General features: G+C 32.9%; 19 protein-coding genes and 3 tRNA genes. 6 read left to right on the forward strand and 16 right to left on the reverse strand.

Going from position 1 to position 18,524, the window contains the following annotated elements; translation table 11 throughout:
- Positions 1–94: 94 nt before the first annotated feature.
- From BT156_RS08835 to BT156_RS08870, 8 genes are all read right to left on the reverse strand, one after another.
- Positions 95–1,504 (reverse strand): sensor histidine kinase, encoded by a 1,410-nt coding sequence (locus BT156_RS08835; RefSeq protein WP_072409252.1) that lies wholly within the window; start codon positions 1,502–1,504, stop codon positions 95–97.
- 3 nt (positions 1,505–1,507) lie between these two features.
- Positions 1,508–2,215, reverse strand: coding sequence for a response regulator transcription factor (locus tag BT156_RS08840; RefSeq protein WP_072409254.1), 708 nt, complete (start codon positions 2,213–2,215; stop codon positions 1,508–1,510).
- Positions 2,216–2,296: 81 nt separating this feature from the next.
- On the reverse strand, positions 2,297–3,670 hold the full coding sequence (locus BT156_RS08845; protein ID WP_139255443.1) for a hypothetical protein: 1,374 nt from the start codon (positions 3,668–3,670) through the stop codon (positions 2,297–2,299).
- 8 nt (positions 3,671–3,678) lie between these two features.
- Positions 3,679–4,419, reverse strand: coding sequence for an ABC transporter ATP-binding protein (locus BT156_RS08850; RefSeq protein ID WP_072409258.1), 741 nt, complete (start codon positions 4,417–4,419; stop codon positions 3,679–3,681).
- Positions 4,400–5,287 (reverse strand): HTTM domain-containing protein, encoded by an 888-nt coding sequence (locus BT156_RS08855; protein ID WP_072409260.1) that lies wholly within the window; start codon positions 5,285–5,287, stop codon positions 4,400–4,402. Before BT156_RS08855 ends, BT156_RS08850 begins: the two co-directional genes overlap by 20 nt.
- A 1-nt stretch (position 5,288) precedes the next feature.
- A complete protein-coding gene (locus BT156_RS08860) occupies positions 5,289–5,810 on the reverse strand; it encodes a hypothetical protein (protein ID WP_139255444.1) in 522 nt (173 codons plus the stop codon).
- Between the two features lie 92 nt (positions 5,811–5,902).
- Positions 5,903–6,118 carry a hypothetical protein gene (locus tag BT156_RS08865; RefSeq protein WP_072409264.1) on the reverse strand — a complete coding sequence of 72 codons (216 nt, stop codon included), beginning with the start codon at positions 6,116–6,118 and terminating at the stop codon, positions 5,903–5,905.
- A 115-nt stretch (positions 6,119–6,233) separates the two neighbouring features.
- Positions 6,234–7,082: a GLPGLI family protein gene (locus BT156_RS08870; protein ID WP_072409266.1), complete on the reverse strand. Its 849-nt coding sequence runs from the start codon at positions 7,080–7,082 to the stop codon at positions 6,234–6,236.
- 406 nt (positions 7,083–7,488) lie between these two features.
- Between BT156_RS08870 and BT156_RS08875 the strand changes: the two genes are divergently transcribed.
- Genes BT156_RS08875 through BT156_RS08885 form a run of 3 tightly spaced genes read left to right on the forward strand, consistent with a single transcriptional unit; the run spans position 7,489 to position 9,231 of the window.
- A complete protein-coding gene (locus BT156_RS08875) occupies positions 7,489–7,776 on the forward strand; it encodes a hypothetical protein (protein ID WP_072409269.1) in 288 nt (95 codons plus the stop codon).
- A 40-nt stretch (positions 7,777–7,816) separates the two neighbouring features.
- Complete coding sequence (locus BT156_RS08880; protein ID WP_072409271.1) at positions 7,817–8,377, forward strand: hypothetical protein; 561 nt, start codon at positions 7,817–7,819, stop codon at positions 8,375–8,377.
- Complete coding sequence (locus BT156_RS08885) at positions 8,374–9,231, forward strand: hypothetical protein (RefSeq protein WP_072409274.1); 858 nt, start codon at positions 8,374–8,376, stop codon at positions 9,229–9,231. Before BT156_RS08880 ends, BT156_RS08885 begins: the two co-directional genes overlap by 4 nt.
- 56 nt (positions 9,232–9,287) lie before the next feature.
- Here BT156_RS08885 and BT156_RS08890 read toward each other — a convergent pair.
- The 3 genes from BT156_RS08890 to BT156_RS08900 form a co-directional block, all read right to left on the reverse strand.
- Positions 9,288–9,371, reverse strand: a tRNA-Leu gene (locus BT156_RS08890).
- A 6-nt stretch (positions 9,372–9,377) separates the two neighbouring features.
- Positions 9,378–9,453: transfer RNA gene (locus tag BT156_RS08895), tRNA-Gly, on the reverse strand.
- Between the two features lie 9 nt (positions 9,454–9,462).
- Positions 9,463–9,544, reverse strand: a tRNA-Leu gene (locus BT156_RS08900).
- A 180-nt stretch (positions 9,545–9,724) separates the two neighbouring features.
- Between BT156_RS08900 and BT156_RS08905 the strand changes: the two genes are divergently transcribed.
- From BT156_RS08905 to BT156_RS08915, 3 genes are read left to right on the forward strand one after another with little or no spacing between them, the layout of a single operon-like run.
- Positions 9,725–10,102: a DUF3127 domain-containing protein gene (locus BT156_RS08905; RefSeq protein ID WP_066754101.1), complete on the forward strand. Its 378-nt coding sequence runs from the start codon at positions 9,725–9,727 to the stop codon at positions 10,100–10,102.
- Between the two features lie 59 nt (positions 10,103–10,161).
- The gene (gene aat, locus BT156_RS08910) at positions 10,162–10,815 is read left to right on the forward strand and encodes a leucyl/phenylalanyl-tRNA--protein transferase (protein WP_072409276.1); all 654 of its coding nucleotides are present in this window, start codon (positions 10,162–10,164) and stop codon (positions 10,813–10,815) included.
- A complete protein-coding gene (locus BT156_RS08915) occupies positions 10,802–11,686 on the forward strand; it encodes a DMT family transporter (RefSeq protein WP_072409278.1) in 885 nt (294 codons plus the stop codon). Before aat ends, BT156_RS08915 begins: the two co-directional genes overlap by 14 nt.
- 149 nt (positions 11,687–11,835) lie before the next feature.
- Here the strand turns inward: BT156_RS08915 and BT156_RS08920 are convergent, their stop codons facing one another.
- The 5 genes from BT156_RS08920 to BT156_RS08940 all read right to left on the reverse strand — a co-directional run bounded on the left by BT156_RS08920 (position 11,836) and on the right by BT156_RS08940 (position 18,493).
- Positions 11,836–13,215, reverse strand: a complete 1,380-nt coding sequence (locus BT156_RS08920; protein WP_072409280.1) for a tetratricopeptide repeat protein — start codon at positions 13,213–13,215, stop codon at positions 11,836–11,838.
- 325 nt (positions 13,216–13,540) lie between these two features.
- A complete protein-coding gene (glmM, locus tag BT156_RS08925) occupies positions 13,541–14,923 on the reverse strand; it encodes a phosphoglucosamine mutase (protein WP_072409282.1) in 1,383 nt (460 codons plus the stop codon).
- 52 nt (positions 14,924–14,975) lie between these two features.
- Entirely contained in the window at positions 14,976–15,998 is a 1,023-nt protein-coding gene (locus BT156_RS08930; RefSeq protein WP_072409284.1) for a DUF4421 family protein, read from the reverse strand.
- A gap of 216 nt (positions 15,999–16,214) precedes the next feature.
- On the reverse strand, positions 16,215–18,248 hold the full coding sequence (feoB, locus tag BT156_RS08935) for a ferrous iron transport protein B (protein ID WP_072409286.1): 2,034 nt from the start codon (positions 18,246–18,248) through the stop codon (positions 16,215–16,217).
- Complete coding sequence (locus BT156_RS08940) at positions 18,248–18,493, reverse strand: FeoA family protein (protein ID WP_072409288.1); 246 nt, start codon at positions 18,491–18,493, stop codon at positions 18,248–18,250. Before BT156_RS08940 ends, feoB begins: the two co-directional genes overlap by 1 nt.
- Positions 18,494–18,524 lie beyond the last annotated feature (31 nt).

The following is an 18,524-nucleotide window of genomic DNA, read 5'->3' on the forward strand; positions in this document are numbered from 1 at the left end:
TTCGCTCCGCATGACATTTCTAATACTAGCAGCCTATTGTAACAGTCATTTTTTAGCGAAGTCATGCTGAGCGAAGTCGAAGCATCTCTAAATTTTATACTAATTTTTCCTCCTGCTGAGTACTATAGAAATTTGGAAAACGAAGCTGAACGGTCGTCCCCTGGTTTTCGTGAGAACTGACAATCAATTCGCCGTTATGCATTCTGACAATGTTTCGGGCCAAAGGAAGTCCAATCCCGTAACCTTCGTAGTTTTTTGTATTTGAAGCTCTGAAAAACGGATCATAAATCTTGTTCATTTCCTCTTGAGGAATTCCGATTCCGTTATCTTTTATGATAATATAAACATCGGTATCTGTGGCTCCTAGCGAAACTTTCACCTGTTGGAAATTAGAATATTTACACCCGTTTTGAATAATATTGGTAACCGCAAGATGCAATAACTGTTCGTTACCCTGAACTTTTAATTTTTTAGGATTATCAGGCAACATGCTTATATCCAGATAGATATTATTTCGAACATCAATTTTTCTCAATGTTTCAATAACATCCCAAAGCAATTGATCGATGCGGACTTTATCCATTTTCTGGATCTTCCCGTCAAATCCGGTTTGAGCAATCATTAATAAAGCCTTAATTTTTTTATCTAATTTTTCAGCTTCATCTAAAATAATTTCTAATGTTTCCTTGTATTCATCGCCGGTTCTGCTGATTGAAAGTGCAACATCAGCTTCTCCCATAATCGAAGTTAAAGGCGTACGCAATTCATGGGAAACATTTCCAATTAAATGATTTTGAGTTTCAAATGAGGTTTCGATACGATTCAACATATCATTAAAGGTTTCCACCAACTCATTCAACTCTTTATTATCAGGCTGAGATTCCAATCTTAAATGTAGATTTTCAGAACTGATGTCCTTTACCTTTCCTGTGATCTTTAAAATAGGTTTGAATAAAGTTTTAGATAAATAAAAAGAGAAAATCATACTAAAGAACAGCGAAAGAACAATACAAGTTATCAAAGTTCGCTTCAAAAAGCCTAAATAATAAACCACATAATGGTTTTTCGCAGAAGCTATCGCTATATATTCTTTATCATCAGACTTAAAAGACTGCCCGATATAATAAAACTCTTTATCATTGTAGTTTGCCTCTCCTTTTTTGACAATATTCTTGAAAAAATAATCTGGAATATGTACTTCCTGGGAGATTTTCTTAAAATTAGAATCTTCTGGAACAGCAAATACATAATCTCTTTCCATCGGAAGCTCTTCATCATTAGAGCTATTCAGGACATAATTTTCAGGAAGGTCAAGATGATCTTTGCTTTTCTCGATCTGAACAATGGTCGTTGTACGGATCTTCAGCAATTCATAAAACCTCTGATGCGAAAAGTTGACAATCGAAAAATACACCAACCCACTAAAAAGCAAAATAATGGCGGTAAAAACCAACATTAAAAGCACCATCGTTTTGGTCTGATTTGTAACAACTTTATTAAACATTCATTAAGGCTTTTTCAACACATACCCCATTCCTATAACGGTATGTATCAGCTTATTATCTTCCTGATGATCTAATTTTTTTCTTAAATAATTCACATAAACATCTACAACATTGGTTCCCAATTCATAGTTTACACCCCAAACCGCATCCAGAATTTCTGCTCTGGAAATCACTTTTTCTGGGTTATTGAGAAAATACAGCAACAATTTATATTCTGTGGAAGTCAGTGAAATGTCTTCGCCTGATCTGGTAACTTTTTTAGTGTAATCGTTAACGATCAAATCTGAAAACTGAAAAATATGTTCGTTATCAACCTCCGGTTCAACAATTTCCTGAGCCGGACTGTTATTACTTCTTCTTAATAAAGATTTTACACGTGCAACCAATTCAATAAACTTGAAAGGCTTTACCAGATAATCATCTCCTCCGCTTTCCAACCCCAAAACGATGTTTTCTGAGGTTCCCAATGCTGTTAAAAATAAAATAGGAACATTTTTATTTGTTTTTCTTATCTCTTTACAGACGTCTAAACCGTTCATTTCCGGCAACATAATATCCAAAACCACCAAATCGAAATCATTCGACTGCACCAACTGCACTCCGGTACGGCCATCGAAAGCCACCGAAACTTCATACCCATTTTCCTGCAATCCTTTTTTTATAAAAGATACAACGCTGGTTTCGTCTTCGATAAGAACAATTCTTTTCATTGAAATAAGGAATTTTACAAAAATATAAAAAAAGGATCAGAAAACTCTGATCCTTCTATTTCATATCAATTAAAAAATTTTTTAAAAAATTTGATAAACAGGAACTCCTGAAAAATAACTTGAAAAGATAATTATTAGGATAATTTCAACTAAAAGATAATCTTTTACAAAAGTTACATAAGCCAATTGGAATAAAAACAGAAATAAAAGTTTAAATATTATAAATAAACTTATTTCTAAAGAAGTATAATCCAATACAGGACTTACAACTACGACATATACCAAAAACAGTAAAAATTTAGATAAAATAAACATCAAAGATGAATATCCTGAAATTTTCTCAGCGTAAAAGGTATTGTTTGTATATTTTCCGGCAAGATAGTTTTGATTAAGAGGAAGTAGTGTTATAAATACTGCCGCAATGATTAATGTTTTTATTTCTCCATGCGCGAAAAAAGCCAAAATCCATAAAACCAACGCGATTAATTTCAAATTTTTACTGATAGAATTGCTCAAAAGGAAAAATTCTGCCTTTAATAAAGAGATGAAATTAAATGTCGAGACAGAAGCTATCGGGTGATATGTTCTTTCTTTTACGGCCGACATATCTGCTTCTTTCTTAGCCGTTGCCGAGTTTTGATCTGTTTTTTTAACCACAGAATATCTTCTAAATAAGAAAGATCCCAACAGCACAATTATAAGCGAAATCGGAAATAAGTAAAATTTACTCAACCAGCTTTTAGGTGTGATAAAATTTTCAAAATTAACATATTGCACATCTTTGTACTTTATCTTTCCTAAGATGAATGAATCTTTATGCTTAACTTCCACATGAGAAAAATTATTCATCAATTCCTGAATTCCGGTGATATCTAAAATATGTCTAATGTTATTGTTATAAATGAAAATCATAAATACAAAGTACAGGATGTATTTTAAAAATTTCAGGTCAACCAAGTAATCGATCAATACACAAACAGACGCCAAAAAAAACAGATAAGGAACAGTAAAATACAAGAACGGAATCAGATATAAAGCTAAATTATAACTTTGATAATTGATAACAAGAATTATAATTTCAAGGATAAAGGCCAATATTGTAAGGTAAAAAAACAATGAAACAGCCTTATACATCAACAATTGAAAGTTCGATTTTACTGATAATCGAAAATTAACATAGGTATTATTATTAAATTCTCTCTTTTTAAGGTTTTGACTAATAAAAATCGCCAATAACGAGAATATCGCATTAATATATACCGGCGTCAGATTACTTATCCAGACTAAATTTAACCCACCCGTATAGTTTCCAACAGTGAATGTAACATAATCTGATTTAGGATTTGGTATAATAAAAAATCCCAAAATCATAATAATGACTAAAATGTATTTAAAATAAGTATGTTTAAAAAATAATTTAAGGTTATAGAGAGATATCAGTGGTAATGCTTTCATAAAAAATCTTATTTCGCGAAATATTCAAATGCTTTTTCCAGATTCAAAGCGTTTTCCGACACTGAATTTCCAAGCCCGGAAACAGCTTCTGGAATTAATTGATCAACTGTATCAGAAAAACTTACTTGTCCGTTTCGAAGAACGATAATATTGTCTACATATTTTTCAATCTCATAAATATTATGAGATGAAACAATCACAATTGAATTATCTGATATTTTTTTGATAAGCTCATAGAAATTTATTCTTTCGATTGGGTCCAGAGCGCTTGTAGGCTCATCAAGAATCAAAACCTTTGGATCATTTACTAAAGCCAATGACAAAGCGACTCTTTGCTGAGTTCCTCCTGAAAGATTTTTCACATTTGTATCTTTTGTATGCTGAATATTGAAAAATTCGAGAACATTCGGAATATTTTCCTTTAATGTTTTTGAACTTACTCCTTTCAGCATTCCGAAATACATTATATTCTGGGTTACCGTCAGATCCGGAATTAATCCAAAATTCTGAGGCATATAACTTAAATCTTTTCTGAGAATTAACGGATTTTTCACAATATCCGTATTATTATAGCTTAAGCTTCCGTTCTGCGGTTTTGTAAGAGTGGATATCACATTCAATAAAGTCGTTTTTCCCGCACCATTTAGCCCCAGAATACCATACACTCCTTGTTTCAGCGATAAATTGATGTTTTGTAGTATGGTCTTATTGTTAATTTTATAATTAACATTATTCAGCGATATACTCATTTCTTTTAAAATATTTTAATTCTAATATTAGTTTTGGTTGAAAAGCTATTACATTAAGAATAATCATCACAACCCCAAAAGTATAGAGATTAATAACTAGGATAATTATTACGTGTGTTATAATAATGTAAAGCAAGGCTACATTTTTTGTTATTTTGTTATAGATAAGAACAGGATAAAACAGCTCAAAAATGACAACACTGAGCGAAATTATTTGAAATAAGAAAGGAATCGTTGTTGCAATAAATGCTGTAAGAATATTTACGTTTGTGTACGTGGAGACCAAATACCAGATCGCGTCTCCCGTATACCAATTGTTTCCCATGGCTTTTCCAAGTCCGGAAAAGAAGTAAATAACACAAAGCTGCAATTGTAAAAGCCTTATTGCAAAAGAATAGATGATCTTATTATATTTTGAATCAATACACAATAAGACATTAATGAAAAGCGAAAAGCTGATCATATAATCTGCTCCGTAAGAAAACGAGTAACTGCTCGCCACTAAAGCACTATGTATAATGAGAACGATTACAGCAAATATCAGTCTATAATAATTCATCAAAATGAATAAAAACGAACAAATATAAATTGCAATTACTATTGCTAATGAATATTCATATTGTAAACCAATCTTCTCAAGTGCGGCAGTGATAAATGTTAATCTGAACTGATCATTTCTGATTAAAAAATCATTAATACCATGATTAATTACTCCATTCTTACTATAGATATTATAAATATCCGGTAAAATCAATAAGATATTTAATAGTCCGAAGATAGAAATGGCGATGATGAATATGTTTTTCTTTTCTATATTCTTATTATATCCGAAAAAAAATGTGTTAATTTTATCTAGAACTGTATTCATATCAATTTTTATTAATGTTGTAAACAGTACTTTCTTCTATTCTGATAGGTTTCCCCTTTTGTATTTCACCTAAAGAAGGAAATTCTTTTTTCACAATGGAAACATCCATATGATTAATATTGGGATTAAGAGTGAATAACCTCACAGACATAGACTGAATGACTCTATTTCTAAATCCTTCATTTTCCAGCTGTCCTCCTAATATGGTAAATACACTATTTATTTTAAATTTTGATTCGAATGTTTTTCCGGGTAAATCAACAGGAATATTGTTATTCCTAAAGATTATTTTAGTTTGTTTATTTGATGCATTTGGTGAATAATATTCATATCCTCTTTCTATACCTGTATAGTATGCGTAATTTCTCATACTAGACTGTATAAATTCAGGAGTATTAAAATATTCTAAATAATCAATAATTTTTTTCCCATACGTATTTAAAGATGAATACGTAGAGGTTTTCCATGTTTTAATAATCTGAATATTTATTATAAATGATGAGAAAACATGAAAAAGTAACACTGCTATTAAAAAGATTTTTAATGTTTTCATAGGATTATAAAAAAAGAGGCTAATAAATTATTAGCCTCATAGATTGAATAATTTTGAAACAATTACTTTGCTACAGTAGTTGTTGTTCCTGTATAAACATATTCCGAAGAAACAAATGTCCATTCTTTTTCTTTACCTTTTACAACAGTTGCTGCAGTATTAGCCGCTTGAACTGAAACTTTTTCAGAAGAAATGTTCTGAGGATTAGCACTTGCTAATGTAAATGTACCTGCTGAGAATGCAACGATTAATGCTGCTGCTACTAAATGCTTTTTCATTTTAATAAATTTTTAATGGTTATTTTTCTAGTTTGTTTTTTCGGGTAGCCCCTTATGTTTTGTTTTTAGAGTCACAAAATATCAAAATCTCTCATAAAAGCGCTTTTATATTTTCTTATTGAACCAATTCTATGGATTCATTATTGGCACCAATCATTTTTTTTATTATTTCTTCCTGATCTCTTAATTTCTGTCCTAAAGTTTTACCTCCTTCATCCACTTCACTTAACTGTTCTGATGTGTATTTGGTTCTAACCTGAGCTAACGGACTGGTCTTAAAATCTGTAAACATTTGAGTAAATTTCTGTTTGTTTACAACGAGATCTTTTTTGTTCTTTAATCTTTCATTCAGGCTTAATTCATTGTATTTTTCTATGTTTTTGATACCTGCTAACTCCCATGAAAAGTTTTTATCTTCATCTTCAATTTTCACGATTAAACCAGGTAATCCGTAAAACTTATAGGGCCCGTCCTGAATTGGGATATCCGGAGTAAACCAAGCCACCCATTTTCTTCCCCAAGCCGTTGCTGTCGCCTTCTGAATCTTATATTTTTCGAATGTACTTACTCCTTTTTCATTTGAAATTTTCCATTTTATTTTGTCTGTTTCAGGGTAAGTAATGTAGTCACTCAATATTAAGTCTGTATATTTTGTTTCATAAGTTGGATAAATCTTTTGAACCTTATACATGAACTTCGGATTTTTAAAAAACTTCGACAAATCAATTTGTACACCCGTTTTTTTCATTTTTTCAATATTACTTTCAATTATTGAATCTTGAGATACAGAAAAATAATCTCTATAAATAGATTTTTGTTTTGTAACATCCAGAATTGTTAATTCTTTTTCCACCCTTGAAGAATCTTTATTGGGTTTAAAAGAAAACTCATAAAAGAATCTGCGCGCTTGCGCATTAGTAAATACATAAAGAATTATTAAAAGTATTGAAAGGTTCTTCTTCATTTTCAGGTTGTAATTAGTTTTTCTTTGATTCAGCCAAATTATATGATAATATTCACATATGCAAGAGATAAAATGATTTTTTTTAATATTTTTTTCAAATTTATAATTTTTTATTATTATTTTATATCACAATAAAATGAATTAAATAAAAATAGAAAAGAAACTAAATGCCTATTTAAAAGCACATAACAATGATTAAGCATTTCGAAATAATTTTTAAATATCAAATAATTGTGATAAATATTAACTTTTAAAATAATTTTTATTTACTTTATAAATTATTTAATCAAACAATAGTGATTTTAATTCATTGAAACCAGTCTTGTTTAAAGTTAAAAAAAGTCGGAAATGCCGAAACAGCGACTAAAAAAAACTGAAGGTAGGCAGAATCAAAAATCTTAATACCATGAAAAAAATTGCAATCTTATCTTCAGTAGCCCTAGCCATGATTATTGGCTACTCATTTACAAGCGGAAATTCAAACAAACTGCAAAAGCTGGATACAAGCTCTGCAGACAAAACAACTTCGGTCGGCAATAAGCAAATAGACGGAGCCGTGATCATAATATTTATAGTAGACGGAACCTCTGCTACTGCATTTCCGGGAACGATCAACAGTCATTATACCCCTACACTTGGAACCGGCACACAATCTCCTAAAACAAAGCTTGAAAACTTAGTAAAAAACTACTAAATCTAAAAAGCCCATATTTTGTGTATGGGCTACTTTTATCATGAAAAAGGAATTATACTTTACAATTAGTTTAGTATTGGTCTTCATTGTGTTATTATCTTCTGTAAAAACAACACAGGACAGCTACTACAAATATTATAAAAAAACCGAAGAAAACATTTTAAAATCATCTCTCGATAACACTTACAATTACAGACCTTTAAGAATTTTCAACACCTATACCGGATTTGAAACCGGATATGGCTTCTTTGGAACTAATGTTTCAAGTGAGTTTGTAATCTCTTACGATCTATTCGATAACAATCAAAAACAGGTAGATCATCAAATTTTCAAGCTAAATTCAAACGAAGGAAGCATAAGGTTTATGTCCTTAAACAGGGTCTTTTTAGACAGATTGACAAAACCAGAAGATGAATTGTTTGTCAAATATGTGAAAATAATAATGCAGGAAATATCTAAATTCATTTATAATAAATATGATAAAAAATATTCCGTAAATCTTAAAGTATATCTGTATAATTTTCCGAGCCTTGAAGAATATGGGAAAGGAAAAACCAATGTTGAATTATATCTACTTGATGAAATGAGCTATAAAAGATGAAAAAACTATTTACTATTTTTAACGAAGCACAAAACAACCTATTTTGGTTAAAATTTTTCAGAATTTCTATAGCAATACTTATACTGCTGCATTTTGTTTCGATATTACCTGATTTTAACAATCTCTTTTCGGTAAACGAAGGAGTTATACCATACAAAATCGTGGATGTCTTTATTCCTGATTATGTAATAAATTTACCTAAAATAATTACTTACTTAGAAGGTTTTAATATTGCTCCCTCAGACACAATTCTCTGCTTTAAAATAATTTATATCGGCTTAGTGCTATTGCTATTATCCGGATACTTCCAGAATCTTTCTGCATTTTTACTATTATTCATGCAGATAATTCTATCAAAAAGTAACTTTTACTTTTCGTACGGAATAGATTTCTTTACAAGTATGTCATTATTTTACTTGGCTATAATTCCTCCAACTTTAAAATCCGTTGCATTACCTCCTTTCAAAAGGCTATTTCAGATTCATGTATGCATTGTTTATTTTTTTGCAGGATTTGATAAATTGATAGGAATTAATTGGTGGAATGGCGAAAGCATCTGGAAAGCTATTAATTTACCGTTTGCAACAAGTATTTATGATATTACTTTTTTAGGAAATTATCCTATTGTACTGACCTTAGTAGGCCTTGGATCTGCTCTTCTAGAATTATTATATCCTTTCTTCGTCTGGAATAGAAAAACTTCTAATTTTTGGATTTACGCAATAATCGTAATGCATATTGGCATTGCTTTTATTCTTAATCTGTACTTTTTCAGTGCAATAATGATTATCTGGAATCTAACACTCAAATTTTCATTTAATAATGAGAAGTCTTATAGTTTAGCAACTACATAGAAGTATCGGTACTAAAAATAAAAAACCCTCCGTAATAAAATTACAGAGGGTTTTAGTACCCCGGGCGGGACTTGAACCCGCACGTTCTTACGAACACAGGATTTTAAGTCCTGCGTGTCTACCAGTTCCACCACCAGGGCATGGAGTGGAGCGAAAAACGGGATTCGAACCCGCGACCCCAACCTTGGCAAGGTTGTGCTCTACCAGCTGAGCTATTTTCGCAAAACTATGTGCGGATGAAGGGACTCGAACCCCCACGCCTCACGGCACCAGATCCTAAGTCTGGCGTGGCTACCAATTACACCACATCCGCATTGTTTTGTTAAGTTATATTTTTTAAAGAGCTTGTTTCGTTTTTGTGAGTGCAAATATAGGACATTTTCCTTTACTTCCAAACTTTTCAGAAAAAAAAATTAAAATTTTTACATTTTTTTTCTCTCGTAGCACTTATTACGATTGATTTTATTACTTTTACATCGTTAATATTTACAATATGGAATTACAAGGAACGGTAAAGAAACTTTTTGATGCTCAGACGTTTGCGAGCGGTTTTCAGAAAAGAGAAATGGTTATTTTGACGCAAGAGCAGTATCCACAGCCGATAAACATAGAATTTTTATCTGATAAGATAAATTTACTAGACAATCTTAAGGAAGGAGAAAATGTAAAGGTGGGAATCAACATTAGAGGAAGAGAATGGACTTCTCCTCAAGGGGAAACTAAATATTTCAACTCTATTACAGGTTGGAAAATTGAAAAAGTTATGGATAATGGTTCTGAACCTACTCAGGCTTCGCCATCACAATCTGCATCTCCGGTTTCTAATGAGAATCCGTTTGCCGGAGACGAAGACGATGATTTACCTTTTTAATTAAGAGATAACGATCAAATATAAATCCTGCTTTATCAAGTGGGATTTTTTTCACAAAAATGGTCCGATTAGACGAAAACGAAATTTCATTCCCCGATCCTGAGCTATATCATGGCCGTGACGGAATTATTGCTTTTGGTGGCGACTTATCTATAGAACGTATTTGGTTTGCCTACCAATTGGGAATTTTTCCGTGGTATAATCCTGATGAGGAAATCCTTTGGTGGTGTCCGGATCCGAGATTTGTATTGTTTCCTGATGAGTTGAAAGTCTCAAAATCTATGAGAAAAATACTGGATCGAAATACTTTCACCTTCACGGAAAATCAGAGTTTTACAGAAGTTATTAAAAGCTGTCAGGAAATAAGCAGAAAAGGACAATCTGGAACGTGGCTTTCGGATGAACTAATGGAATCTTTTATTCAGCTTCACGCATACGGATTGGCAAAAAGCATCGAAGTTTGGCAGGACGGAGAATTAGTCGGCGGATTTTACGGACTGCAAATTGGCAACGTCTTTTGCGGAGAAAGTATGTTTGCGAAAGTAAGCAATGCTTCGAAAGCAGGGTTTATCCATTTCGTTGAAAGCAATAAAAACAGCCTAGATTTAATTGATTGTCAATCTCATACAGACCACTTGGAAAGTTTAGGTGCCAAAATGATTTCTAAAAAAGAATTTTTAAAAATTTTACACAAAAACAATGAACGCAGATAAAGAAAAATGGATTCTTTTAGCCATACTCAGTCTTATCTGGGGCTCATCTTTTATTTTAATTAAAAAATCTTTAGAACATTTCAATCCTTTTGAAGTGGGAGCATTGAGGGTTTTGATTGCCGGAATTATCTTAATGCCGATCGCAATTTCTAAATATAAATTATTTCCTAAAAAACATTTAAAGTGGCTAATTTTAGCCGCATTTACAGGTAATTTTATCCCGATGTTCCTATTTCCCATCGCGGAAACAGAAGTCAGCAGTAGCATTGCGGGAATCATCAATTCAATGATGCCTATTTTTGTCATTATTGTCGGGGCGCTGGTTTGGAAGTTCGAAACCACAAAACAGCAGATAATTGGAGTGTTTATTAGCTTTACAGGAGTTTGTTTATTAGCTTTTGGTGGTGGTGACGGGGCAACTTTTAAGCTTATTCCGATTCTGCTACTTTTACTGGCCACTTTATGCTATGCAGTAAGTACAACAACGGTAAAATCTAAGCTTATGGAAGTTTCTTCCACTATATTATCAGCTTTTGTATTCTCTTTTGTATTATTTTTTCCTTCATTAATTGCTTTAAGCTTTACAGGGTTCTTTTCTGAATTCAGTTTTTCTAAAGACAATTTAACCGGATTGATGTTTGTAAGCTTATTATCCATCTTCGGTACAGGCTTGGCAATGATGATGAATTACCGATTGCTGAAAGTATCCACCCCTCTTTTTGCATCAACAGTAACTTTGTTAATGCCTATTGTTGCTATAATCTGGGGTGTTTTAGATGGTGAAAAACTAACTGTTTTACAATTTGTAGGCGCTAGTATCATTATTACCGGATTGATCTTTTTAAGGGCAAAACCTGCTTTAAAAAAATAAATCCCGCATTGCTGCAGGATTTTTATTTCAATCTTAATATTTTAAACCATTAAGATGTATTTTAAGAATTAAGTTTAGTCAAGAAAATTTTGCTGATTTTTAGCTCAAGTTCAGAACTTACTTCTTCGATCATCAGGCGTCCTTCTTTTCTAATTTTTCTTTCTCACTTTAGCTTTAGCCTTTTTCACCTCATCTTTAATGTAAGGATATTTTTTCTGCATATCCGGAGCAAGAGTAGGATCTAGACTTAATGCCAGCTGAAGAGATTCAATTCCTTTTTCCTGGTTTTTAAGGATAAAATAACAGTTGCTTAACTGATAATATAATTCTGCCCTGTTGTGCAATATTACAGCATCACTCAAAAGCGTAACCGTTTCATCATACTCTCCCAGAAGCATCAATACTTCAGAATAAGCATACCAGTTATAAAATCTTGAAGGCTCTGCTTCAACCAGTTTTTTCAGACAAACAAGACTTTCTTCAAATTTCCCTGAATCAATTAATAAAAAGGCTAATCTTTTTTGATAATCAAGACTATTTTCATTCAAATGAGTTGCTTCTGTTGCAAAGTGCAACGCTTCTGACATTCCCCCCATTTCTTCGTATAAATACGACTGCTCCATCATAGAAAGGTAAAACTGAGGATCTTCTCTCAGTGATCTCTGGAATGAATTCAATGCCATAACCGGCTGTTTCAATGCTTTATAACACAAACCAATTTTATAAAACGTGAACGCTTTCGTATATTCCAACTCGAGCATTTCCTCGTAAATTTCAATTGATTTTTTGTATTGTCCTAAAGCTTCATAACAAGCTGCTTTATTGGCATATACCCCAACAGCAGTTGAATTGATTGCCAACAGATAATCAAACCCTTTTATGGCTTCGTCGTAATTCTTTCTGTTGAAGTAGAACTGTCCATATTCAAACCAAGCGGTTTCAGAATAGGCAAAATCATCTAAATATTCATTCAGAAAGGCAATTGCCTCCTCACTCTTGTTTAGTTCACTAAAGCAGATCATGGCGTTTTCCAATGGATATTCGTCCGTTGGATCTTCTTTCAATGCTTTTTTGTAATGTTTAAGAGCGTTAAAAGGATCTCCTAAGTTCACATATTCATCCGCAATAAAATTGTGAAGAAAATTCTCTTCTTCTTTTAATTCTAATGCTTTTTTACAGATTTCAATGGATCTTTTAGGGTTTCCTAAATTCGAATAATACTTTGCATAGCAAACCAAAAAGTCTGTATTCTCCATAGATGAAGCCTTCAACTCATCGATAAGCTCTTTCGCAGCATTATACTCTTCCCATTCTAAAAGAACTTCAAGTTTTTTAATCTTGATGTCCAAAGAATTAGGATGAAGCTTAAGACCATAATTCACTGCATTATCAGCATAATTAAAGTCGCCCAACTCCAGATAATAAACAATAATATCCTCCAACTCTTCTGTATCAAAGTAGAATTCATCATTATTTTCCATCATTTCTTCGAACTTTTTCACAAGTTCATTTCCAAAGTATTCTTCCAATAGCGTGTCTTATCGTCGGCCCAACGTCTGAATTTACTTGCAGACATCGACAAACTTCTTAAATTAATATTACTTCTGAAATTTACTGTTTCAAAATGTATGCAAAGTTGCGAATTTTTTTCGACATACATTTTCGTTAATTTCTATATTAAAGATAGTGAAAAGAATACGAAGATGAAAGAATTGTGGATAAATAAATAGAAGTTATTACAAAATTAACATTCCCAATCTATTTCTGCTATTGGCTTTGTTTCATTTAATAATTAAACATTAACCTGTTAATATAAAAAAGAACGGAACCAAAAGCCCCGTTCTTATTATTATTTTAAATCAAACTTTTAATTTTAGCGATGATGTCATCTCCTAGTTTGTCAGCTTCTTCTTGAGATTTAGCTTCAGTATAAATTCTGATAATCGGCTCTGTATTCGATTTACGAAGGTGAACCCAATTGTTTTCAAAGTCTATTTTTACTCCGTCAATCGTAGAAACGTTTTCGTTTTGATATTCTTTTTCCATTTTAGATAAAATACCATCAACATTGATCTCCGGTGTTAATTCGATTTTCTTTTTACCCATGAAATAGCTTGGATATCCAGCTCTTAACTCAGAAACAGTCTTGTTTTCTTTAGCTAAATGAGTCAAGAATAAAGCAACACCCACCAAAGAATCTCTTCCGTAATGTAGTTCAGGATAGATAATTCCCCCGTTTCCTTCACCTCCGATCACTGCATTTTTCTCCTTCATCAAAGTAACAACATTCACTTCTCCGACAGCACTTGCAAAATATTCTGAATTATGGCTCTGCGCAACATCTCTCAATGCACGGCTTGAAGAAAGGTTGGAAATTGCCACGCCATTTTTATTTTTCAATAAATAATCTGCAACGGCAACCAGCGTGTATTCTTCACCAAACATTTCGCCTTTTTCATCAATCAAAGCCAATCTGTCAACATCAGGGTCTACAACCACTCCAACATCGGCACCTTCTTTTTTAATCAATTCACAAATGTCTCCCAAATGCTCTTTCAGCGGTTCAGGATTGTGTGGAAACTGTCCGTTGGGTTCGCAATATAATTTTACGGTTTCACAGCCTAACTTATCTAAAAGCATCGGAATCGCAATACCTCCCGTAGAATTCACTGCATCTAAAACCACTTTGAAGTTTTTAGCTTTAATTGCTTCTACATCTACCATCGGTAAATCTAAAATCTGCTGAATATGAATATCAAAAGCATCATCTCTTGTTTCATATTTTCCTAAATCATCAACTTCTGCATAATTGAAATCTTCACTTTCAGCCAAAGCCAGCACTTCCGCTCCGTTTTCTCCGGTGATGAATTCTCCTTTTTCGTTTAATAATTTAAGTGCATTCCACTGTTTTGGGTTGTGAGAAGCGGTAAGGATAATTCCTCCGTCTGCTTTCAGCTCAGGAACCATAATCTCAACGGTTGGTGTTGTAGAAAGTCCAAGGTCAATTACGTTGATCCCCAATCCCTGTAACGTTGCCGTAACCAATGAATTAACCATTGATCCTGATATTCTTGCATCACGGCCAATGATTAAAGTTAAGTCTTTTTTGTTTTTATTATTCTGAAGCCAGGTTCCGAAAGCAGAAGCAAATTTAACCACGTCAAGCGGTGTTAAATTATCATTTACTTTTCCGCCAATTGTACCTCTAATCCCTGAAATAGATTTGATTAATGACATCCTATCTTTATGTTTTTAATTAATGTTTATTTGAATTTCGCAGCAAAGATACTTATAAAATCGGAACCTTTTTTTGGATTTTATCGTAACTGTTTTTCACTACTTTCGGGGGTGCAAAACGATATCCTACATATATTAATCCGTAGGTATTATTGTTTTGAACCCGAGAATCCGCATCCTGCTTGTAATTATATGACATTAAATTCAGCTTCCCTCCAAACAAAAATCGGTCCGAGTTGTAACCAATATGAATTCCGCCACCGAATTTTTTTGTGAAATATTTATTCTTTTCTTTTTCAGATTTTGACCCGTTTTCCAGATCTTCCTGATAACTTGACCATTTACCCCCAACGCCGGCAAATGCAAAAGGGGAAATATTTACATTTTTAGTAACAACCCAATTGTAATAATAGGCAAGATTGGCTCCGAGATTAAACTGAGTTTCTACACTTTTTAGATTATCAATATCTTTATTTTTAAAAAAAGTAAGGTCATATTCTAACGCAGGAACAAAACTTCCGTTACTTTCTTTCTGCCATTCTCTCTGGTAATAGATACTTTTTAATGAAAAATCTTTATTAAAAGAATAAGCAGTAATTCCCCCAAAGCTTTGAATCCTCAAATCAGGAAGTTGTAAGTAAGGATCTTTTCCTTCCTGCCAGTCTGGATCGAAATCCTTCGTATTATTCAGATAAAATCCTTTCAGGTTTCTATAATAAACAGTCTGGATAAAGCTTTTAGGAAAAAATCTGAATCTAATATCGGAATAAGAACTTTTACCCTTCAAATTATTGTCATTATTTCCGGGAATAAAATTTGGAGCAAATGAAAAAGAGGCACTTATGATTTTATAATCGAGAGAAAAAGAGGTATTGATATTATTATTAATAGAAAATTTGGTTCTGAGAAATGCCTCATCTTTATAAACCGCAACATAATCCTCAATATTCGTATCAAAGTTTACCTTAACCATCACCTGATCTTCATAGGAAATGATTTTGGTGCTGTCCGGCTTTTGAGCATTTACAAAAAATCCTAAAAGACAACATAGCAGAAAGTGTGTTGTTTTTTTCAAATCAGAAATGTTTTATTACAATTGAAAATTACAACAATTTCTTTAATTATTGCTGAAATAAAATCTAAGAACAGCCACAATCTTTATCGCAACCTGTTCTTTTTGAACTGAATTTCTTCGGCGCAAAATTCTTTCTCAAAATCTTAAATAAAGAGTAGCACGCGAACGCAACTATAAGAAAGACAATTACATATTGAAAAATTAATGAAGAATCCATTATTTTAATATTTGATAAGCTATCATTGACACAAAGTATGCCAAACCTGTCATCATTACCACCTGAAAGCCAGTCCATTTCCAGCTTTTGGTTTCCCTGTAAACTACTGCAAGTGTAGAAACACACTGCATTGCAAATGCGTAAAATAAAAGCACAGAAACACCTGTCGCAAAATTGAATACTTTTTCGCCGTTGGGTTTTACATCGTGTCTCATTTTATCAATCACCTTTCCTTCCGGAGCATCATCATCTAAGCTGTACAATGTTGACATTGTTCCAACAAAAACCTCTCTTGCTACGAAACTTGTGATAATTCCGACCCCCATTTTCCAGTCGTAACCCAGTGGAGCGATGGCGGGCTCGATTGCTTTTCCCATTTTTGCCAAATAAGAATGATCTAGCTTAACATTTGTTGCAACCACTTCGTTAGGACTCTGTTTTGGGCCGAAATAACTTAAAAACCAGATAATGATACTTACAATAAAGATGATCTTTCCGGCGCCGGTTATGAATTCCCAAACTTTACCTAACATCATTTTCAAATCATATGCAAAAAGTGGTTTTTTGTAAGTCGGTAAATCCATTACCAGGTAAGTTTTTCCTTTATCTTTAATGAAACCCTTAAGAATTGCAGCCGAAAGCAGCGCAACCATAAATCCTAAGAGATACATTCCCAACAAAACCAGTGCTTTATATTGAATTCCGAAGAAAGTACCGTCTGAAATAATTAAACCAATAATAATACTGTAAACCGGAAGTCTCGCAGAACACGTCATGAAAGGCGTTACCAAAATGGTTAATAATCTTTCTTTTACATTCTCAATATTTCTTGTTGAAATTACAGCAGGGATCGCACAAGCCGTTCCGGAAACTAATGGAACGATACTTTTTCCGTTTAATCCAAAGGGTCGTAAAAATCTGTCCATCAAGAAAATAACTCTCGCCATGTATCCTGAATCTTCCAATAAATAGAGGAAATATAATAAAATCCCGATTTGTGGAGCGAAAACCATGATTCCGCCCAGGCCTGGAATAATTCCGTTTGAAATTAATGAATTTAAAGGTCCTTCCGGAAGATGTTCTCCGGTGAAAGCCGATAACCAAGCGAAGAAATCATCGATCCAGCTCATCGGATATTCCGCCAAAAAGAAAACACTTTGGAAAATAATCAATAGAATCAATAAGAAAACAACATATCCCCAGAATTTATGAACGAGAACTTTATCTAATTTTTCAGTAAGCAATTCTTTAAACTGAGGTTTTTTAGTAATTACATTGGCCAAAACCTTATCAATATTCTGATATCTTCTTATGGTTTCCTTAACCTGTAATCTTTTAGGAACTAAGCTTTTAACGTCAGAATCGTTCAATGCGTCTTTCATTGATTCGATCTTACTCAAATCAACTCCTGAGGAAACTGATATCCAAGCTTTATACTCGCTGTCGAAGCTTTTATGTGAAACTAATTTTCGGATAAAATTTGTATGCTCATTGGGTACTTCAAAAGAAACTTTATCTGTCTTAAAAAAATCATTGTTTAAAACAGCTTCTTTTATTTCCTCAATTCCAATTTGCTCTTTTGCGTTGGTTTGGATGATCTTAATTCCTAATGCATCAGAAAATTTCTGAATATCAATAGTAATTCCTCTTCTTTCTGCCTGATCGATCTGGTTAACAACCAAAATCATCGGAACTCCCAGATCCTGAATCTGCTGAAAAAGCAAAAGGCCTCTTTTTAAACTTAACGCTTCAAGAATATAAATAACTCCAGCATAATTTTCCTGCTCATCAATAAGAAATTTAGAAAAAATTGCTTCGTCCTCGGAACTTGGGTAAATACTGTATGAGCCCGGTAAGTCTATCACCTCAACCTCTTCATTCTTATGGACATAATTCCCTGAATGGCTTGCCACGGTAACACCAGCATAATTCCCGGTTTTCTGTTTTTTATTGCAAAGCGTATTGAAAACCGTTGACTTTCCTACATTAGGATTTCCGACTAAAAGTACCTGTTTTTTTTGAGTATCCTGCATCAATTCAATTCTTCAACAATGATAAAACTGCCTTCTTCCTCCCGAAGGGCAATTCGGCTTTTTTCTTCTCCAAACTCCACATACATAGGACCATTAAAAGGAGCCTGATACAATATCCTGAAGGCTGTTTCCGGCAATAAACCCATTTCTATGATCTTACTCGGCATCTTCATTTGATCATCATCATACCCCAGAATCTTTCCCATTTTATTTTTAGGAAATCCGCTCAATTTATGTAAACCCATCTCTTTCAAAGCCTCATGTTTTGTAAATGCA

Source organism: Chryseobacterium limigenitum, assembly GCF_900114875.1.
In the GTDB taxonomy this organism is placed as follows: Bacteria; Bacteroidota; Bacteroidia; order Flavobacteriales; family Weeksellaceae; genus Chryseobacterium; species Chryseobacterium limigenitum.